The 16,233-nt window shown below is 42.3% G+C and carries 13 protein-coding genes and 1 pseudogene; 4 read left to right on the forward strand and 10 right to left on the reverse strand.

The window, feature by feature from the left end; genetic code table 11:
• Both DXX92_RS18335 and thiE read left to right on the forward strand, forming a co-directional pair.
• Complete coding sequence (locus DXX92_RS18335; protein ID WP_116002110.1) at window positions 1-795, forward strand: thiazole synthase; 795 nt, start codon at window positions 1-3, stop codon at window positions 793-795.
• A gap of 52 nt (window positions 796-847) precedes the next feature.
• Window positions 848-2,470 (forward strand): thiamine phosphate synthase, encoded by a 1,623-nt coding sequence (thiE, locus tag DXX92_RS18340; RefSeq protein WP_116002111.1) that lies wholly within the window; start codon window positions 848-850, stop codon window positions 2,468-2,470.
• Between the two features lie 13 nt (window positions 2,471-2,483).
• On the opposite strand, the gene DXX92_RS18345 is transcribed toward thiE, so the two are convergent.
• From DXX92_RS18345 to DXX92_RS19280, 5 genes and pseudogenes are all read right to left on the reverse strand, one after another.
• On the reverse strand, window positions 2,484-5,516 hold the full coding sequence (locus DXX92_RS18345) for a PqiB family protein (RefSeq protein ID WP_116002112.1): 3,033 nt from the start codon (window positions 5,514-5,516) through the stop codon (window positions 2,484-2,486).
• A gap of 55 nt (window positions 5,517-5,571) precedes the next feature.
• A complete protein-coding gene (locus DXX92_RS18350) occupies window positions 5,572-6,231 on the reverse strand; it encodes a paraquat-inducible protein A (RefSeq protein WP_116002113.1) in 660 nt (219 codons plus the stop codon).
• Complete coding sequence (locus DXX92_RS18355; RefSeq protein ID WP_116002114.1) at window positions 6,221-6,850, reverse strand: paraquat-inducible protein A; 630 nt, start codon at window positions 6,848-6,850, stop codon at window positions 6,221-6,223. Before DXX92_RS18355 ends, DXX92_RS18350 begins: the two co-directional genes overlap by 11 nt.
• Window positions 6,851-6,994: 144 nt before the next feature.
• On the reverse strand, window positions 6,995-7,534 hold the full coding sequence (locus tag DXX92_RS18360) for a c-type cytochrome (RefSeq protein ID WP_116002516.1): 540 nt from the start codon (window positions 7,532-7,534) through the stop codon (window positions 6,995-6,997).
• A 72-nt stretch (window positions 7,535-7,606) separates the two neighbouring features.
• Window positions 7,607-8,227, reverse strand: a pseudogene (locus DXX92_RS19280) (c-type cytochrome); the annotation flags it as partial.
• A gap of 393 nt (window positions 8,228-8,620) precedes the next feature.
• Here DXX92_RS19280 and yihA point away from each other — a divergent pair.
• On the forward strand, window positions 8,621-9,268 hold the full coding sequence (yihA, locus tag DXX92_RS18370; protein WP_245961527.1) for a ribosome biogenesis GTP-binding protein YihA/YsxC: 648 nt from the start codon (window positions 8,621-8,623) through the stop codon (window positions 9,266-9,268).
• A gap of 608 nt (window positions 9,269-9,876) precedes the next feature.
• Here the strand turns inward: yihA and DXX92_RS18375 are convergent.
• From DXX92_RS18375 to DXX92_RS18390, 4 genes are all read right to left on the reverse strand, one after another.
• Window positions 9,877-11,166 (reverse strand): hypothetical protein, encoded by a 1,290-nt coding sequence (locus DXX92_RS18375; RefSeq protein ID WP_116002116.1) that lies wholly within the window; start codon window positions 11,164-11,166, stop codon window positions 9,877-9,879.
• 1 nt (window position 11,167) lies between these two features.
• Entirely contained in the window at window positions 11,168-12,211 is a 1,044-nt protein-coding gene (locus tag DXX92_RS18380; protein ID WP_116002117.1) for a nucleoid-associated protein, read from the reverse strand.
• A gap of 202 nt (window positions 12,212-12,413) precedes the next feature.
• Entirely contained in the window at window positions 12,414-12,695 is a 282-nt protein-coding gene (locus tag DXX92_RS18385) for a hypothetical protein (RefSeq protein WP_116002118.1), read from the reverse strand.
• Window positions 12,696-12,714: 19 nt separating this feature from the next.
• Window positions 12,715-12,897, reverse strand: coding sequence for a hypothetical protein (locus DXX92_RS18390; protein WP_116002119.1), 183 nt, complete (start codon window positions 12,895-12,897; stop codon window positions 12,715-12,717).
• Between the two features lie 190 nt (window positions 12,898-13,087).
• On the opposite strand from DXX92_RS18390, the gene DXX92_RS18395 reads away from it, so the two are divergent.
• Window positions 13,088-15,064, forward strand: coding sequence for a winged helix-turn-helix domain-containing protein (locus tag DXX92_RS18395; RefSeq protein WP_181901785.1), 1,977 nt, complete (start codon window positions 13,088-13,090; stop codon window positions 15,062-15,064).
• A 20-nt stretch (window positions 15,065-15,084) separates the two neighbouring features.
• Here the strand turns inward: DXX92_RS18395 and DXX92_RS18400 are convergent, their stop codons facing one another.
• On the reverse strand, window positions 15,085-16,089 hold the full coding sequence (locus DXX92_RS18400) for a cytochrome-c peroxidase (RefSeq protein WP_116002121.1): 1,005 nt from the start codon (window positions 16,087-16,089) through the stop codon (window positions 15,085-15,087).
• Window positions 16,090-16,233: the final 144 nt, after the last annotated feature.

Below are 16,233 nucleotides of genomic sequence, written 5' to 3' on the forward strand. Positions count from 1 at the left end.
ATGACACTCTCTATCTATGGCACTGAGCTTGATAGCCGACTGCTCATCGGTACGGCACTTTATCCAAGCCCAGCCATTATGCAACAAGCGGTCATCGCTAGCGGCGCTAAAGTAATGACTTTATCACTGAAGCGCCAATCACCAGCAGAGCAGGGGGGGCAGATGATTTGGCAGTATTTGCAACAACTTGCCAATGATCACCAAATTAAGCTACTGCCCAATACCGCAGGTTGTAAAACTGCCAATGAAGCCATCACCCTAGCACACATGTCGCGTGAGTTATTTCAAACCCATTGGCTTAAATTAGAAGTGATAGGTGACGACTACAACTTGCAACCCGACCCGATTGAATTGCTTAAAGCAACTAAAGCCCTAATTGATGATGGCTTTCAAATATTGCCGTATTGCACTGATGACTTAGTACTGTGTCAGCGTCTTTACGATTTAGGCTGCGAGGTGATCATGCCGTGGGCATCGCCGATTGGCACAGGTAAAGGTTTAATGAATCCCTACAACCTCGCCACGATTCGCAGCCGCTTACCCCAAGCAACCTTAATTGTTGATGCCGGTATTGGAAAACCTTCAGATGCGGTGCAAGCACTAGAGCTAGGTTATGACGGCGTACTACTTAATAGTGCGGTTGCGCTAGCAAGTGATCCTGTTGCTATGGCAAAAGCTTTTGCCTATGCAATGCAAGCAGGAGAACTGGCGCAACAGGCTGGCATTATGCCTGAGCGCCAGACGGCACAGCCAAGTACGCCAACACTCGACACGCCATTTTGGCACCAAAGTTAACCAGCAGAACATTACAAGCTAAGTAAAGACGAAAGAGTAGTATGAGTTTCTTATGAGCACATCCCGTTCACACCATCCAGCACCAGATAAAGCACTTGATACACAAAAGCCCAAACCAATTGTTTGGACAATTTCCGGCAGTGACTGTTCTGGCGGTGCGGGTATCGCAGCCGATATCAAAACCATGCATAGCCTTGCCCTTAGCCTTTCACCTGGCCTTAGTCTTAGCCAAGACAATGTTGAAATTTGTACGCTGATCAGCGCCAATACCACTCAAAATTCAGAGCGTTTAGTGGCGGTAAATCCAGTCGCTACAGAAATACTTGATGAGCAGGCCAAACTACTTATCAAGGATAAGCCACCCACGGCTATCAAGATTGGTTTATTAGCAAACGATCATCAAGTTAATTGGCTGATCACGCTATTGGCAAGGCTCAAACAGCAAGATCCTGCGCTGATCACTGTCTACGATCCCGTCGCTAGTGCCAGTGTTGGCGGTAAGTTCAGCCAAATCGATCCCGTAGCGATCCAAAAATTATTACCATACCTTGATGTGATCACACCTAACTTGCCTGAGCTTGAAGCGCTTGCTTGTGTAGAAAAAGTAACAGAAAAAACAACTGAGCAAGCTGCTTTGCAATTGCTAAACCATGGTGTTCAAACCGTTGTGGTAAAAGGCGGGCACAGTAGCGATATTGATACTTGTTTAGACAGTGCTTATTCACTAGTTAAGAATTGTGATCCAGCTAACAAACCTCAGCTACACACGATAAAAATTGTTAGCGCACGAATTAATACGAGTTACAGCCATGGCTCAGGTTGCGCTTTTACATCGGCACTCACCTTATTATTAGCGCAAGGTTATTTATTGCGTGACGCACTCACTTTAACTAAAGCGTTTATTAATCAAGGACTAAGCAAGAATGTTGGAAAAACTGGCTATTATGGCGCTTTTGCTGTTGGAGCTTTTCCTACGGATGATAAGTATTTTCCTGACATAGTTAACAACAGTGCAGATTTACCTAACTCTGGCTTTCCTTCGCTAGGGTTAAACAATGGTTTAAGCAATAGTTCCGGCAAAGAAAAACTAGGACTTTACCCCGTGATTGACTCACTCGATTGGCTAGAGAAACTGCTGCCATTTGAGCTCAATATTATCCAGCTCAGGCTAAAAGATTTACCGATTGATGAAGTCGAGAGACAAATTGCCCAAGCAGTAAAGCTAACGAGCAACACAACTACTCGGTTATTTATCAATGATTACTGGCAACTGGCGATAAAACACGGTGCCTATGGCGTGCACTTAGGACAAGAAGATCTCGCCGATGCCGACTTAAAGGCTATTGCTAATGCAGGATTACGGCTTGGGATCAGCACCCATGGCTGCTATGAGCTTTTATTAGCTCGGCAACTAAAACCTAGTTATTTAGCCATTGGGGCGATTTTCCCAACTGTGACCAAAGATATGACAGGACAAATTCAAGGATTGGAAAATTTGCAGCACTTGTTAGCACTCAAGCAAAATATTCCCATTGTTGCGATTGGTGGCATTAACCTTGAGCGAGCGAAAGTCGTTGCCAGCACTAGGGTTGATAGCGTCGCCGTAGTCACCGCGATTACCCGCGCAGATGATTACCGCCAAGCTGTTCGAGCGCTAAAAGCCATTTGTCAGTAGTCGCTTTATAGAGTTAATTCGCTAGCTGAATTTTCGGAGCCCAACTACGCCATTTGGCCTCAGGGTTTTGCTTTAAGGTAAAGCTGTATCCTTGGCTAACTGATGAATCCCCTGAAGTGGAATCTGGAGTCGCAAATGCGATACCACCGGCAATGATGGTTTCAATTGATTCAGCATCAACAGAAACGCCTGAGAATAATCCAGCATCCATACTAAAACCACTGGTATTCCAAAACTGACTGGCAGGTGATACTAATTTGGCAAAACGCTGCTCAATATTAATAAAAATATGCACTTGATCAGCGGTTGGCGCTAAGTCCACACCAATGACTTCACCTACTTTCACCTGACGATAAAGAACAGGATTGCCCACCCGAACTGAGCCAAGTTGCTGTGCCGTTAACTGCAAATTTAAGCCAAACGGCAGTTGTGTAACCGCTGGCGCATAATCTTCCGCGATAAATTCAGTTTGCTGCGCTGCTTTACCGTTAACGTGGGCAGCAGGTAAGGTATTAATAAAGCCACCAGTGATCAAAGCTCCCACATTTTTAGAGCCCACTAAGCCCACTTCCGGCTCAGCAAACCAGAACTTAGTACCAGCCGCCGCAAACTTGCGACCTGAATGATTTAAATACGCAAACGCCGTTGCACCATGTGCGTTCTCATTAAAAACAACGCGCTCAACCATGCCAATTTCTTGCCCCTGATATTGGATAGGTAAGTTAGCCTTAAGTCCCGTAACTTGATTAAACGCAATACGAATAGCGACACCCGCATTTTCCGCATGGCGTAAATCATTAAACAAGGTATATTGCGCCGTCTCTTGCGCAGGCTGCGGGTTAACAACACCGTCTGGGTTGTAAAAACTAAGACCGCCAGTTAGCACTGTATCTGCCGATTCGGTTTTAACAACAAAGTCGGTTAAATTGCCCGTAATGGTAAAGCCACTGGCATGATAAAAACGCGTATAGTCGTGCACTAAATGGCGATACTGCTCGTCGATAGAGATATTAATTGCGACTTTTTCACCGTCACTGGCAAGCTCAATATTGTCGACCTGACCAACCACAATACCGCGATAACTAATGGGACTCCCTGGGCTAACTTCACTACCGTTTTCGCTAATCACGGTAAGCTGTAAGCCTTCTGCTGATGCGTGTTTAGCAGGTGCTTTATCAAGGGCAACAAACTGTCGGAGCTCAGTGCTTGTATCACTTGTATTGCCCGCATCAACATTAAAATAGTTACCGCCAAACAGGGCTTCAGTATCGGTTAGGCCAGAGAGCGAGAGCTTAGTTTTTACTAACCAGAACTGAGTACCGTCTTTTAAAAGCCAACGAAATTCAGGCAGAATACCCACGTTTAAACGGGCGCTGTCATCTACATAACGAATGGTATGCACCGCGCCAATTTGCTCACCGCGATACATAATTCGTGTGCCTTTGCGCACATCTTTCGCGCTGACAAGTGCCAGTTCAATGGCAACACGTTGCTTGGCTATATCAATGTTTTCATGCAAAACAAAGGTATCACCGTTATTCGGTGGTTGCTGAGCATCATCAATGCCCTTGTCGAAGGCGATACCGCCAGCAAGGATGGCTTGCATTGACTGACTTTGAATGTCTAACTGCTGAATATTGCCGGCAATTCTTAACCCGCTAGCGTTCCAGAAGCGACTATCTGAGCTCACATAGCTTTGGTATTCCGGCTGGATATGAATATGCACATTGAAAGCGCTTGGTCCGGTGTTTTCAATTGCCTGAATATTACCAACCACTTGCTGTTTGTAAAAAACACTGGTGCCCACTTTTAGCGAATTAACATCACTGGTGGTTAACACTAAGTGCAAGCCGGGTTCGGAGTATCGATAAGCAGGCTTTTGACTATGAACTCTGAAAGTATCGGTAACATCGCCGTCTAATGATGGCCGCATGCCAATTTGAGCACCAGCAATAACGTTGTGTAAGTTAGTAACCCCGCCTAAATCTAACTCAGGTGCCATTAGGTAAAATTGGGTACTGGAATTAAGGTACGCAGCAATACGTGGGTTAACCTTGGCAAGCGCGGTGATTTCACGCGTTTGTGGATTGATATTGGTGAAACTATCTAATCGCCCTAGCGTAATGCCTTGATAGACAATGGCGGCACCGACATCGAGCTGGCTGTTCCAATCAAGCTGTAAGTTAATGGCGTAACCCATTTCGGCATCTTGAAAATGTTGATGTAGCTTAAAGCGTGCACCATTTTTGCTATTAAGCGCTTCTCCTTCAACATCGAGGGTATCAAAAGCAATACCTCCTGAGATTATCGACGCCAATGAATCAGTATCAACATGCACACCTGTGGTTAATGAGCCAGAAACTGTTAAGCCACTCGCGTTCCAAAAGCGTGAATGTTGTTTAACAAGGTGAGCAAATTCAGGTTTGATATACACGTTGATATCAACTTGATTGCGTCTGTCATCGTAACGATAGCTCGCCACATGACCAACCATAATTTGTTTGAAGGTAACGGGTGAGTCTTTAACAATCGAACCAAGCGTATCTGAAGAAAGCACAATATGCAGGCCCGGTGCCGATTCGTCGACCTCTGGCTCTTCTTTTAAACCAATAAAATGGCGCTGCGACTTGCCACTAGCGTCAATATCTGGGCGAACGTTAATATAGCTGCCAGAAAGTAGGGTATCTAAGCCTTTAACTCCGCTCAAAGAGACATCGGCAGTCACATACCAAAACAGTGTTTCATCAGTCAGTGTATCTTTTGCATCACTGATTACTTCCGCCTCAACAATCACACTTTGCAGATCACTGGAAGTTTCAATGTCGCGCACAACACCAACCGTTAAGCCTTTGTAGCGAATTTCAGTTTTACCCGCGACAATCCCTGTTGCGTTGTCAAACTCAATAGTGATAAATACGCCGCGATCACCAACCGCTTTAACCACTAACCAAGCACCAAAAATCAAGGCAACAATAGGCACCAACCAAATAGCAGAAATACCTGATTTTGCTTCAACAATTGGCTCTGGATGTGATTCTGTGCTCATCGTGCTTCTCTTTTGTCTGCTTTATTCTGGGTTATTTGTGTTGGCGCTAAACAGCTTAACGCGATTTTGCTTCGTTGAGCTGACTTTGGCTATCATCAGTTTTTGGCTTCTGGTCTTGTGCATCCCATAGCAATCGGGCATCAAAACTCTCGGCGGCTAGCATGGTAAACACCACCATTAGACCAAAATAGGTGATCCCCTTTGCTGCTTCAATAGAACTGAGAAAACCCAAATTGACCACCGCCGCCATAATAGCGACGACAAAAACATCTAACATTGACCAAGGGCCTAAGAATTCGACTATGTGATACAACTGCCCTTGCTGCTTAACCGTTAACTTACTCGCGCGTTTGGCGTGATACATCAGGATAAACAAGCCAATAATTTTTGCCAGCGGCACAACAAAGCTGGCAATAAAAATCACGATCGCCACTGGGTACATACCAAACTGAATAAAGGTTGCTATCCCCTCTAAAATGGTAGATGCCTCTGGTTGCCCAAGAGTGTAGTAGATCATCATGGGGTATAAGTTGGCTGGCACCAGCATCACTAATGCGGCAATTGTCCACGCAAAGGTATGCGATAAACTATTGATTTTGCGTACGCTGAAACTGCGGTGGCAGCGTGGACATTGCTGAGTTTCAGCCTGCATTTTCACCACTTTATGGCAGCAAGGGCAGCAGCCCAAACCCATCGCTTTCGCATTAGTCTTCAAGCGCTTGCTCCATTTTCTCCCAAACGTAGTGATGATCTAAGGTCACCGATACCAGCGTTGAGCAAATAAGCAATAACACAAAGCTCATTAAGCCGCCGCCAACAGTGAGCTCAGCAAGATCAACAATTTTGTAAATAGAAACAACAACACCAAGGAAGAACACATGCAGCATCGTCCAACTGTCTAGCACGTGATAACTGCGAAAAAACACTAGCAATGACTGGCTAATTTTATTGAAATGCACCGCAACAGCAATGTAAAACGCCGCCAACAGGTGAACTATAGGAATGGCAATGGTAAACAAAAACACGATAAACGCGACGATGTGGTAGTCGGTGTTAAGCAAAATGATGATGCAATCAATTAATGATGCTTCATTGTGCGTACCTGCGGCACTTACCCCTATCATGGGTAATAAAATTGCAGGAAAGAAGAGTAATAGCCCCGCCAGCGACACCGCCATAGTGCGCTCCATGGGGTTTTTCTTTAGCTCGTACAGCAGGGCGCTGCAACCAGGGCAAGTGGCTTTTTGACCCGGTTCAATTTTAGGTTTAGATAACACCGCATCACAGCGACGACAAACCACAATATTGTTAAGCGATGCAGCTGGTTTTGCCAAGGTAACCTACTGAAAGAGGAGCGTTTAACTGCAAGTTTAAGTCAATATCTAACGCTAGCCAACCTGTCTACGACAAAAATCACCCGCATATTGGAGACATAAAAAAAGCAGCCTACTGGCTGCTTTCTCTAATTTAGCAATAGCTTAAAGCGATTGGATAAACGCTGTAAGGTTAGCAATATCATCGTCTGATAGCTTGATCGCGATGTTACGCATCATAGCGTTAGCATCGTTACCACGTGCACCAGAGCGGAATTGCTCTAACTGTGCTTTCACGTAATCACCGTGCTGGTTAAGTAATGCAGGGAACTTCGCGTGCTGCATACCTTCACCGCTTGGGCTATGACATGCTGCACAAGCGGTGATACCACGTGCAGAGTCACCACCGAAGTATAACTTGCGGCCCGCTTCGTTTGCAGTTTCCGGTTTCACAACCTTAGACGTTGTTTGGCTTGCAAAGTAAGCTGCTAAGTTCTTCATATCTTCGTCAGAAAGTGCTGCAACCATACCAGCCATAATGCCGTTGTTACGTGCGCCAGATTTGAATTCTTGTAACTGCTTCAACAAGTAACCTTCGTGCTGACCCGCAATTTTCGGGTAGATTGCTACTTGAGCGTTGCCGTCAGCACCGTGACAGGCAACACAAGTTGCTGATTTTGCTTTACCAAGCTCTATGTCACCCATAACAGCAACAGCGGCTTTAGTTTTCTTCGGTGCCACATTAGCAACAGCTGCAGGGTCTTTGAAGTAAGCGCCTAAGTCAGCAATTTCTTGCTCTGTTAAAGGACCTGCAAACTGCCCCATTGCGTAGTTGTTAGCGCGGTCGCCTGATTTGAAGCTGTTTAATTGCTTTTCAATGTACTCAGGGTGTTGCTTCGCTAGATTTGGGTAAATTAATACTTTGCTTTCGCCGTCTTTACCGTGACAGCCAACACAAGCACCGATAGCACGAGACTCGTCGCCGTTTTCGTATAAGTATTTACCTGCTGCTGCATCACCAACAATAGCTGCTGTCACAACGGCTGCTGGAGCGGCTGCATCGCCCGCTGATGCCGAAGCTGATGCTGCGGTAAGTGGCTGGCTCGCAAAGTAAGCACCTAGGTCTTGCATATCTTGCTCAGACAAACCTGCTGCCATTGGCGCCATTACAGGATCGTTACGGGTTGAACCGTCTTTAAATGCTTTTAATTGCTTAACAATGTAATCAGCGTGCTGACCCGCTAGGTTAGGGTAGGTATCTACAGCGCTATGCCCAGTAGCACCATGACATGCTGCACAAGTTGCGGCTTTCGCTTTCCCCGCTTCAGCGTCGCCTTGCGCATTTGCATTCGCTAGCACACCCAAGCCCAATAGAAGTGATACGATAACTTTTTTCATCGAATGCTCTCTGCTTGTTGATCTTCATACTCAGCGCTTGTGATATTTAACTTAGCCCACACGCACACTGAATCCCAATATGATTAGTCGCGACATTTTACACGAATATTCTTTTTGTGTAACAGGCTAGTGCATAAAAACCTATAAAAATTCCGGTTATTTAACCGTTTTCTTCAATTAATCCTCATAATTGCACAAAGTCATAGGCGAATTAAGCGTTAGATAAATCACTCCAAACAGACTTAACACAATGTTTTTACTAGATATAAATGCAATTTATAGCAAATAGCGCTGCAATGAATTTCCGGTGAAAATCTACCGCAAAGCTATTTATTGTCAGCAACAATGAAAAAAACGCTATAATAGCGCCACTTCAAAAGAGGAATGTCTGCTGTGTCTGAGCAAGTTATCAATTTAAACAACGCAAAATTTACCATTAGTGCCCCCGATATCCGCCGTTTACCTGAAGATACAGGTATCGAAGTTGCCTTTGCTGGCCGCTCTAACGCAGGTAAATCTAGTGCGCTTAACACACTGACTCGCCAAAAAAGCTTAGCTCGCACGAGTAAAACACCAGGGCGTACCCAATTGATCAACGTTTTTGAAATAGCAGAAAACAAGCGTTTGATTGACCTTCCTGGCTATGGCTTTGCCAAAGTTCCGATGGAAATGAAGAAAAAATGGCAAAAAGCCCTTGGTGAATACTTAGAAAAACGCGACTGCTTAAAAGGTTTAGTGGTATTAATGGATATTCGCCACCCGCTAAAAGACCTAGATCACAATTTGATTGAATGGGCCGTAGACAGTGAGTTACCTGTGCTATGTCTACTCACTAAGTCAGACAAACTATCGCAAGGTAAAGCATCGGCAGAAGTGTTAAAAGTGAAGAAAACACTGGCTGAACTGAACGGGAATATCAAAGTACAAGCGTTTTCATCGTTGAAAAAGTCAGGTATGCCACAAGCAACGCAAGTAATTAGTGACTGGTTTGCTCAAGAAGATTTAGAGCAAGAAAGTTTAGGCGAAGACGCTGCAGAGTAAGACTATTTAGGATAGGCAGCTGCGAGCACAGTTAGCTGCATAAATCCATTGTAAGCTCTAGCTTAAAAAGTTAGAGCTTAGCACCCACTCCCTCAATACAAATTCCAAAGACTTCTTTCACGCTCACGAGAACATCAACGGCTTTAATACCTGTTGAACTTTGAATAGAAGCCAATCACGCTTACACGCCTAATGAATTCGCTATAAAGAATCGATAGATTCAATGTAGAACAAGCATACCAGTATCAATTTGGCTGACTCTCCAAGCGCATGACGCTCCAAGCGCAGATAGTACTCTAGGTTAACCAATCCTTTAATTTAATTGGTAGCTCACTGAAATTTGGACAAAAAAAACCGGCAATGCAAGCATTGCCGGGTATTTAGCTATGGGGAAAGCTAGAATATACAAAATTATTACAACAGGCGTTCACAAGGAACGATTTGAAGTATAGAGCATGTACTCTACAAAAGTAAAGTACTTACTCTAAATTAATTAAAAAATATTCATTCGGTTTGAATATCCCGCAGTCTAAGATTAAAACCCAACCGTTAAGACTAAGAAACACCCTAGTTTTAGGAGAGTAGAAAAATCTTTTGATTGTAGTTATTTAAGTAATCGCAACATATAATTTTAACCAAAGGAGAAGTGGCACTAATAGGAGGTTTATCCAAACAAAAACGCCATACCATACTAAGCGCTCTTTCTTACTTTCAATTGCTGCTCCAAGCCTCTCTTTCATTTCTCTAATTTCTTTTATAACTTTTGTTCTATCTAACTTTTGAATTCCGTCTTCCGTTAGTTTCCTGAATACAAAATTTATGCTGTCTTGAATCTGTTTGAACCGAGAAAACTGCTCACTAATAATGAATTGAGAAAACAAGCAAACGATAAAAATACCTAACACAATGAAGCTATAACTCAACCAACTACTAGCTTTTAGTAATGCACCTATACCTATTAAACTTGCTGGAACTGCGAACATTTTAGCTTGCACGTCACCAACTGTTTTATTGATACTTTCAATGTACTCGAAATACTTATTCTCGACTTCGTTATGAAATTCATCCAATGCGAAATTTTGAATGAATACCTGAACTTGTTCGTGGTAAGAAGCTGTTAATTTATCTATGTTTTCCAGCAAAGATTTAACAACGGGTACTTTAGAGGTTTTTTCTTCTGCAACATCTGACAGTACTTGAACAATGGCTTGCTTAAAAAACACTTTTCGTTCTTCAGTATGGAGATCACTTTTACTTTGTAAAAGTGTTGTGAACTCTCCTAATTTTGGTATGTTCTGTATTTTCGTAAAGCTATAATCGATTATTAATTCAAGTTCGGTATGCTTCAGAAATTTATCTTTGTCTCTTTTAGCAATAAAATAAATAAGCTCTCCGTTTTCTGTGGGCTTGTCGATATCAGATAAGCTACGAAATAAAGCAAACCAATCTTGTACAACAGACAGATTATTGAACCATACAGGTTTATCTTTAGAAGTACTTTTATAGCCTTCATTTACTAAGTAGTAATAATCAGGTAAGGCTGCACCTTTAGCCAAAAAAGGAGCCTGTTTATCAATAAGTTCAATTGCAGAAGTGGCAAAAAAAATAGGCTTCTTGTCTTGCGGCTTATTTATTGAAATTGAAAGGTGAGTACAGACATCTTCCGGCTCCAAAGTTTCAAATGAGACATCTTCATAATCTACATTTAGCTCCAATTTTCCAAGCAACTCACTTTGCTTGTTTAACTCTTGCAGAATGCTGATAACCCGCGAGTTTAGCGAAAACTCTTTAGTTAAGCTAAAGGTGTCGAATGAAGAAACCTCTATATTTCCCTTGCCGACAGAATAGAGCTCTATCAGTAAATTAAATACCAGTTCCTTTTGGTCAATATCATTCATTTTATAAATTTAAATGTTGCTTAACTTGATCAATAAATTCTTTTGATAGATCTCGAATAATTATTTGATCTTTTTCAGGATCAAACATTACGGGCTTCGCGCTTGAGGCGCTATCTCCGCTTAAGCCAAGAACATCTTTTTCAAAGTTAACTGTTACTTTATCTGTTTTAAAAGCTAATCTAACCATGCTTTCGACAGTCCCTTTTGAAGCTTGGAAACTATCAGGAAGTTGATATCTATCTTGTTTAGCGAACTTAAGGAAGGCATCTTTAGCCTCGTTGATTTTATCATCAGGTAAGTAAGCATTAGCAATCTCATTTATTCTGTTTAAGTATACAGTTTTATCTTTATTCGCATTAAAGTATCTCAATACACTTTGTTGAGCTTCTTTTATTAAGTGCTCTTTTTGTGAATAACCCTCTAAAAACACTCTAACCGCGGCAGGAGAGGCTTTAACAGCCTTTGATGGAGTAATATTATCTGTGCAACTAAAAGCTAATTGAAAATAACCTGAAGGTTCTCCACGCTTACTAATGAAGCCTATGTAACTTTTCTTTAATTCAGTTTTCCCTAAATTGTTCAAATAGTATGAAACATTAATATCTAAAGCTTGATATAGCTTGCTTAAATCTACGTGAATTTCTTGTTCTGGTTTTAGGTTAGTTAGTTTTATACCATCTGTATTTTTTATCATGGCTACTAGTAACCTGTTGTCACCTTTAGATTGATACTCAATGAAGCATATATATCCCCCTGTCCCACTTGTCGTACTTATTGCATCAGACAGTAAGTCCATAGCTTTTGTGGAAACTTCATAAAAACCCTCTTGATGATAAGCGTCATTGTAATCTGCTAGTAGCCGAGGAAACTGGCCACTACTCTGAAATTTTCCCCAGATCACATTCACCTTATTTCGATATATATTCAAGATATCTTCAGCCAGTGACATAACTAATGGATCACTCAAATCTAAAACACTTTTTGCGATATCGGAATTCTGGTGCTTAATTAGTTCATGAATGATGAAGTTAGTAATCTTAGCCATGTTAAATACTATCCTGTGAGGTTATTTGCCCACATTACTTATGCAAGCGGTTATTTGGTGATTTATAAACGTTGATTTTGTTTAAACTGTCCAAGCTTATTATTTTGAAATAAATAAATGCTTGATGTAGGTATATTGCGACTGTTCTATTTTATAAATTGCAATATATCTATTTCTTCACGGTTGTGTTTCTTCTTATTACTTATCTTAGCGAGCTACACACTCGGCCTTTTTTTACATTTCTTGAAGATTCGCCGGCTGCTAGTGTTCGGCATTTTCGGCAGCAACCTTGAAAACCATCGGGATTGGCAGAAGTTACATCGGCAGAGGGCATGCCAAAATCATAAGGATATTGGTGAAACACATGCTCGCTACCATGGGTAGCAGAGCAATGTGGGCATGATTTGTAAGTATGACCTGACTCGGCATCAACGCGTATTACGGTTCCACTACTTAATTCGAAGCCACAACACTGGCACGTCATAAAAAAACTCCTAAATAATTTATTGAACGCGTTCACGGCACAATGGGAAATCTAAACAACGACCAAATTTTTCGAGTTCGCTTGGCTTGTTATCGACTTTTGCCAATGTTGATGCTTTATTGGAGGTGAATTCAGTGTTACTTGCTAAGGTGAAAGTAACGGCAGCGATAGTGATTACAGTAAGTGTTTTTAAAGTTTTCATTTTCGGCATTCCTCTTGGTTGAAACACCGATTCAAGTTATTGAAACTACTGTTACGAGACTTTATAAAAAGCTTATAATGTTATGATATTTTTCATATAAATTAGGCAGTTTGCTGGCTTTATGGTTAGTTCGGGCGTTTATTACACAATCAATAATAGACTTCAGTTTTTCTATAAAAGCGGTTGTTTAGTGCTTGACCAACAAGAGGTCAAATTAGACCCACTAGAGTCACTAGTACTGGAAGAATTAACCAAACACCCCAAAGAAATTATTGCCACAGATACTTTGCTTGATCTTTGGCCAACTAGCGCAACTAGCCCAAATTCCCTGACAAGAGTTATTTCAACGTTAAGAAAGAAGCTACGAACACTAGATGCTTTCCATGTTGAGATTAAGAATTACCCCAAAAAAGGTTATGCATTAATTGCTGAGGTTGATCACTTATCAGCCCAAACACCTAAGGTACAATTAGAAAACAGGCACACTAAACCAACTAGATTGGCAGCTAAGACGCCAATAATAGGGATACTATTCATTGCTGTTGTGCTGCTCATCAATTATGCCGCCACCTTTGTTTTTGAAAAAACCGAAGATTCAGTGTCACCTGTGCTTGATAAAGCGATACAGCTTGTCGACGATCAATTTGAAAAAGTCGATTTGTCGGTAAACGACACACATACGCAAGTCGTTTATGCAACTCGTGATAACGAGCAGGCCAATTGGCAGTTGAAAGTATTGGACACCTATTCGCTAGAAAGTAGGGTGATATCAGAGGCTGGTGTTAATTTAAGATCCCCAGACTGGCTCAACAATGACACATTGATTTATCGAGCATACGGGGATAATAGTTGCGCGATTAAAAAGCTTGATTTGTTGCACAGTGATGCGCAGCCGATCGCTATGTTTCCCTGCAATGAATTAACCACAGGCAAAGGGCTTTCTGTATTAAGTGCTGACACCATATTATTTACTGACGCGGCTCATGATATTGCACCGGCATCTCTTTACAAAGGGAATATACAAACAGGAAAAGTCATTAAAATTCCTGGTTTTGATAGCAGTGGTGTTGGTGCTTACAACATTCAATCAAAAGCGGGCTCAAATTTAGTTGCGATACTAACTAGCACGGATTGGAGTACCAGCAATATTCACTTAGTAGATACGCAAGACAACTGGCGCTCAGTTTGGCAAACCAACACACCTAAAGCCAAACATTCAGTAAGTTGGGATGGTCAGTCTTTGTTTCACGCCAACGAAAGTGGTGGCGTAACCGCCCATTTATTCAATGCGAGTCATTATGTGAAAAGCATCGAGATGTCGGGTTTTAGCAAGCTTTACAATTTTGTCGGTAATAATGGCTCTGTCGCTTTTATACAAGGCGATATGTATCGCACTGATGTATTGATGTCGCCTATCAATGAATCCGAAAGCACAGCAACCTTGCTTGTTGATTCACGTGCATCCAACAAACTTGCCCAATTTATTGACGAAAATACCGTGCTGTACGTTTCAGACGTTACAGGGATTGAACAGCTTTGGTTAGTTGATATCAATACACAAACGAAGAAACAGCTATCAATGTTTGCAAAAGCCCAGAAAATTGATCACATTGCTTACAATGTACAAAAGGGGCTAGTTGCCATTGAGGCAGATAAAACAATAAGCCTATTCACACTAGCTAGCGGTAAAGTAAGTGGTGATGGTTATCAGCAATTCGCAGGTACCAAACCATTATTTTTTGAAGATAACTTGCTATTTAGTACTCATGACGATTCAGATAACTATCGTATTGATGCCTTAAACCTTGAAAATCAAACACTGAAGAAAAGTTTTTTGATTGGTGCGCACGACGCCAAGGTAAGCAATGGTCGTTTGTACTACACCAAGTACTATCAACCAGGCTTATGGCAATACCACAAACAAAAAGATGATGACTTAGTCTCCGCGATGAGTCAGGACGTCAGTTATTGGTTTGTCGACGGTCAACAGCTGTTATTCAAAGATCAAGACGATATGCCAACACTGGTTGACTTGACCAATAACCAGTTCACTCAATTGAACGGGTCAACTTGTCAGTTTATTACGGACTATCAATTCGGCCATTGTTTAGGGCAAGCCTATAAGCCTAACAATACACAATTGATGTTGGCGGAAACCAACCTCTAGGATTGCACTCTCCACGCACACTACTGGCGAGTATTGAAACTGAACGCCGCCTGATTATTTAGGCTGGAAAAAAACGCTTTAATATCTTGAATTTCTTGCGCTGTTAGACGAATACCCAGCTGATGTTTAGCGGTGTCGATAATAGCTTGTTCAATGGTAGTGGCAGCACCGTCATGGAAATAGGGAGCGGTATTTAGCACGTTACGCATCGAGGGCACTTTAAAAAAGAACTTATCACCAGCATTGCCAGTAACCTCCGCTCGGCCAAGATCAACTTTATTGGGGTAAGGTTCGACAATGCCCATTTTCATCAACAGTTGCCCGCCCATCGCAGGGCCGTTATGGCAAGCAACACAGCCTTTCTCGATAAATAGCTTTAAACCTGATTTTTCCTGCGTGTTTAGCGCAGTTTCATCACCTTTTAAATACTGTTCGAAGCGATCTTGGGAAATTAATGTCCGCTGAAAGTCGGCCAGTGCAATCGCTAGGTTTTCCATCGTGATCTGCTTGGTATTCTCAGCGCTTGCCGGAAAAGCCTGCGCAAAAAGCTTGGTATAACCTTTACCCTCCAACCTAAGAATAACTTGCTCTGGAGAAGTCATCGCCATTTCAGCCGGGTTGAATATCGGTAAAGTCGCTTGCTCAACAAGCGTTTTAGCTCTCGCATCCCAAAATTGGGCAAAGTGCAAGCTTGAATTCCAAGTGCTCGGCGCATTGCGAGTACCTAGCTTGCCCAGTGCGCCGATTGATGTTTTCAAATTATCAACGCCAGCACCGCCATTACCGAGTCGATGGCAGGTATTACATGACTGGCTATTGTTAATAGACAGGGCAGTTTCGAAATAGAGTTTTTTACCTAAGGCGATACGTGCTTGAGTATTTTGATTTTGTGCTAAAAGTGGCTTTGGAAGTGGCGAAAAATAAGTGCGAGCAGTGTCTAACAGCTTTGTGTTTTCAGTTGCAGCAATTGCCACGCTTGTTACGAACACGAAATGAAGGAACAGAGAAAAAAGGAGCTTGCTCATCGCTTACCTAATTGGTTATGGCCGTTTCGCCTGGTAATGTTTCGGCTAGTAATTCTTGCCTAATAATACGGCTAAGTTTAAACCACTATTAAAGGCGCTAGAATAACATGCCTCTATTCTCACGCTTTTCTCAAGCTTTAAAGA

It is taken from the genome of Thalassotalea euphylliae, assembly GCF_003390395.1.
GTDB lineage: Bacteria > Pseudomonadota > Gammaproteobacteria > Enterobacterales > Alteromonadaceae > Thalassotalea_F > Thalassotalea_F euphylliae_C.

What these genes read in the sequence shown, in the direction of transcription:
- DXX92_RS18375 (WP_116002116.1), bottom strand. Translation starts at nt 11,166, where the DNA reads ATGAATGATATTGACCAAAAGGAACTGGTATTTAATTTACTGATAGAG.
- DXX92_RS18335 (WP_116002110.1), top strand. Translation starts at nt 1, where the DNA reads ATGACACTCTCTATCTATGGCACTGAGCTTGATAGCCGACTGCTCATC.
- DXX92_RS18360 (WP_116002516.1), bottom strand. Translation starts at nt 7,534, where the DNA reads ATGGGTGACATAGAGCTTGGTAAAGCAAAATCAGCAACTTGTGTTGCC.
- DXX92_RS18400 (WP_116002121.1), bottom strand. Translation starts at nt 16,089, where the DNA reads ATGAGCAAGCTCCTTTTTTCTCTGTTCCTTCATTTCGTGTTCGTAACA.
- DXX92_RS18345 (WP_116002112.1), bottom strand. Translation starts at nt 5,516, where the DNA reads ATGAGCACAGAATCACATCCAGAGCCAATTGTTGAAGCAAAATCAGGT.
- DXX92_RS18380 (WP_116002117.1), bottom strand. Translation starts at nt 12,211, where the DNA reads ATGGCTAAGATTACTAACTTCATCATTCATGAACTAATTAAGCACCAG.
- thiE (WP_116002111.1), top strand. Translation starts at nt 848, where the DNA reads ATGAGCACATCCCGTTCACACCATCCAGCACCAGATAAAGCACTTGAT.
- DXX92_RS18385 (WP_116002118.1), bottom strand. Translation starts at nt 12,695, where the DNA reads ATGACGTGCCAGTGTTGTGGCTTCGAATTAAGTAGTGGAACCGTAATA.
- DXX92_RS18390 (WP_116002119.1), bottom strand. Translation starts at nt 12,897, where the DNA reads ATGAAAACTTTAAAAACACTTACTGTAATCACTATCGCTGCCGTTACT.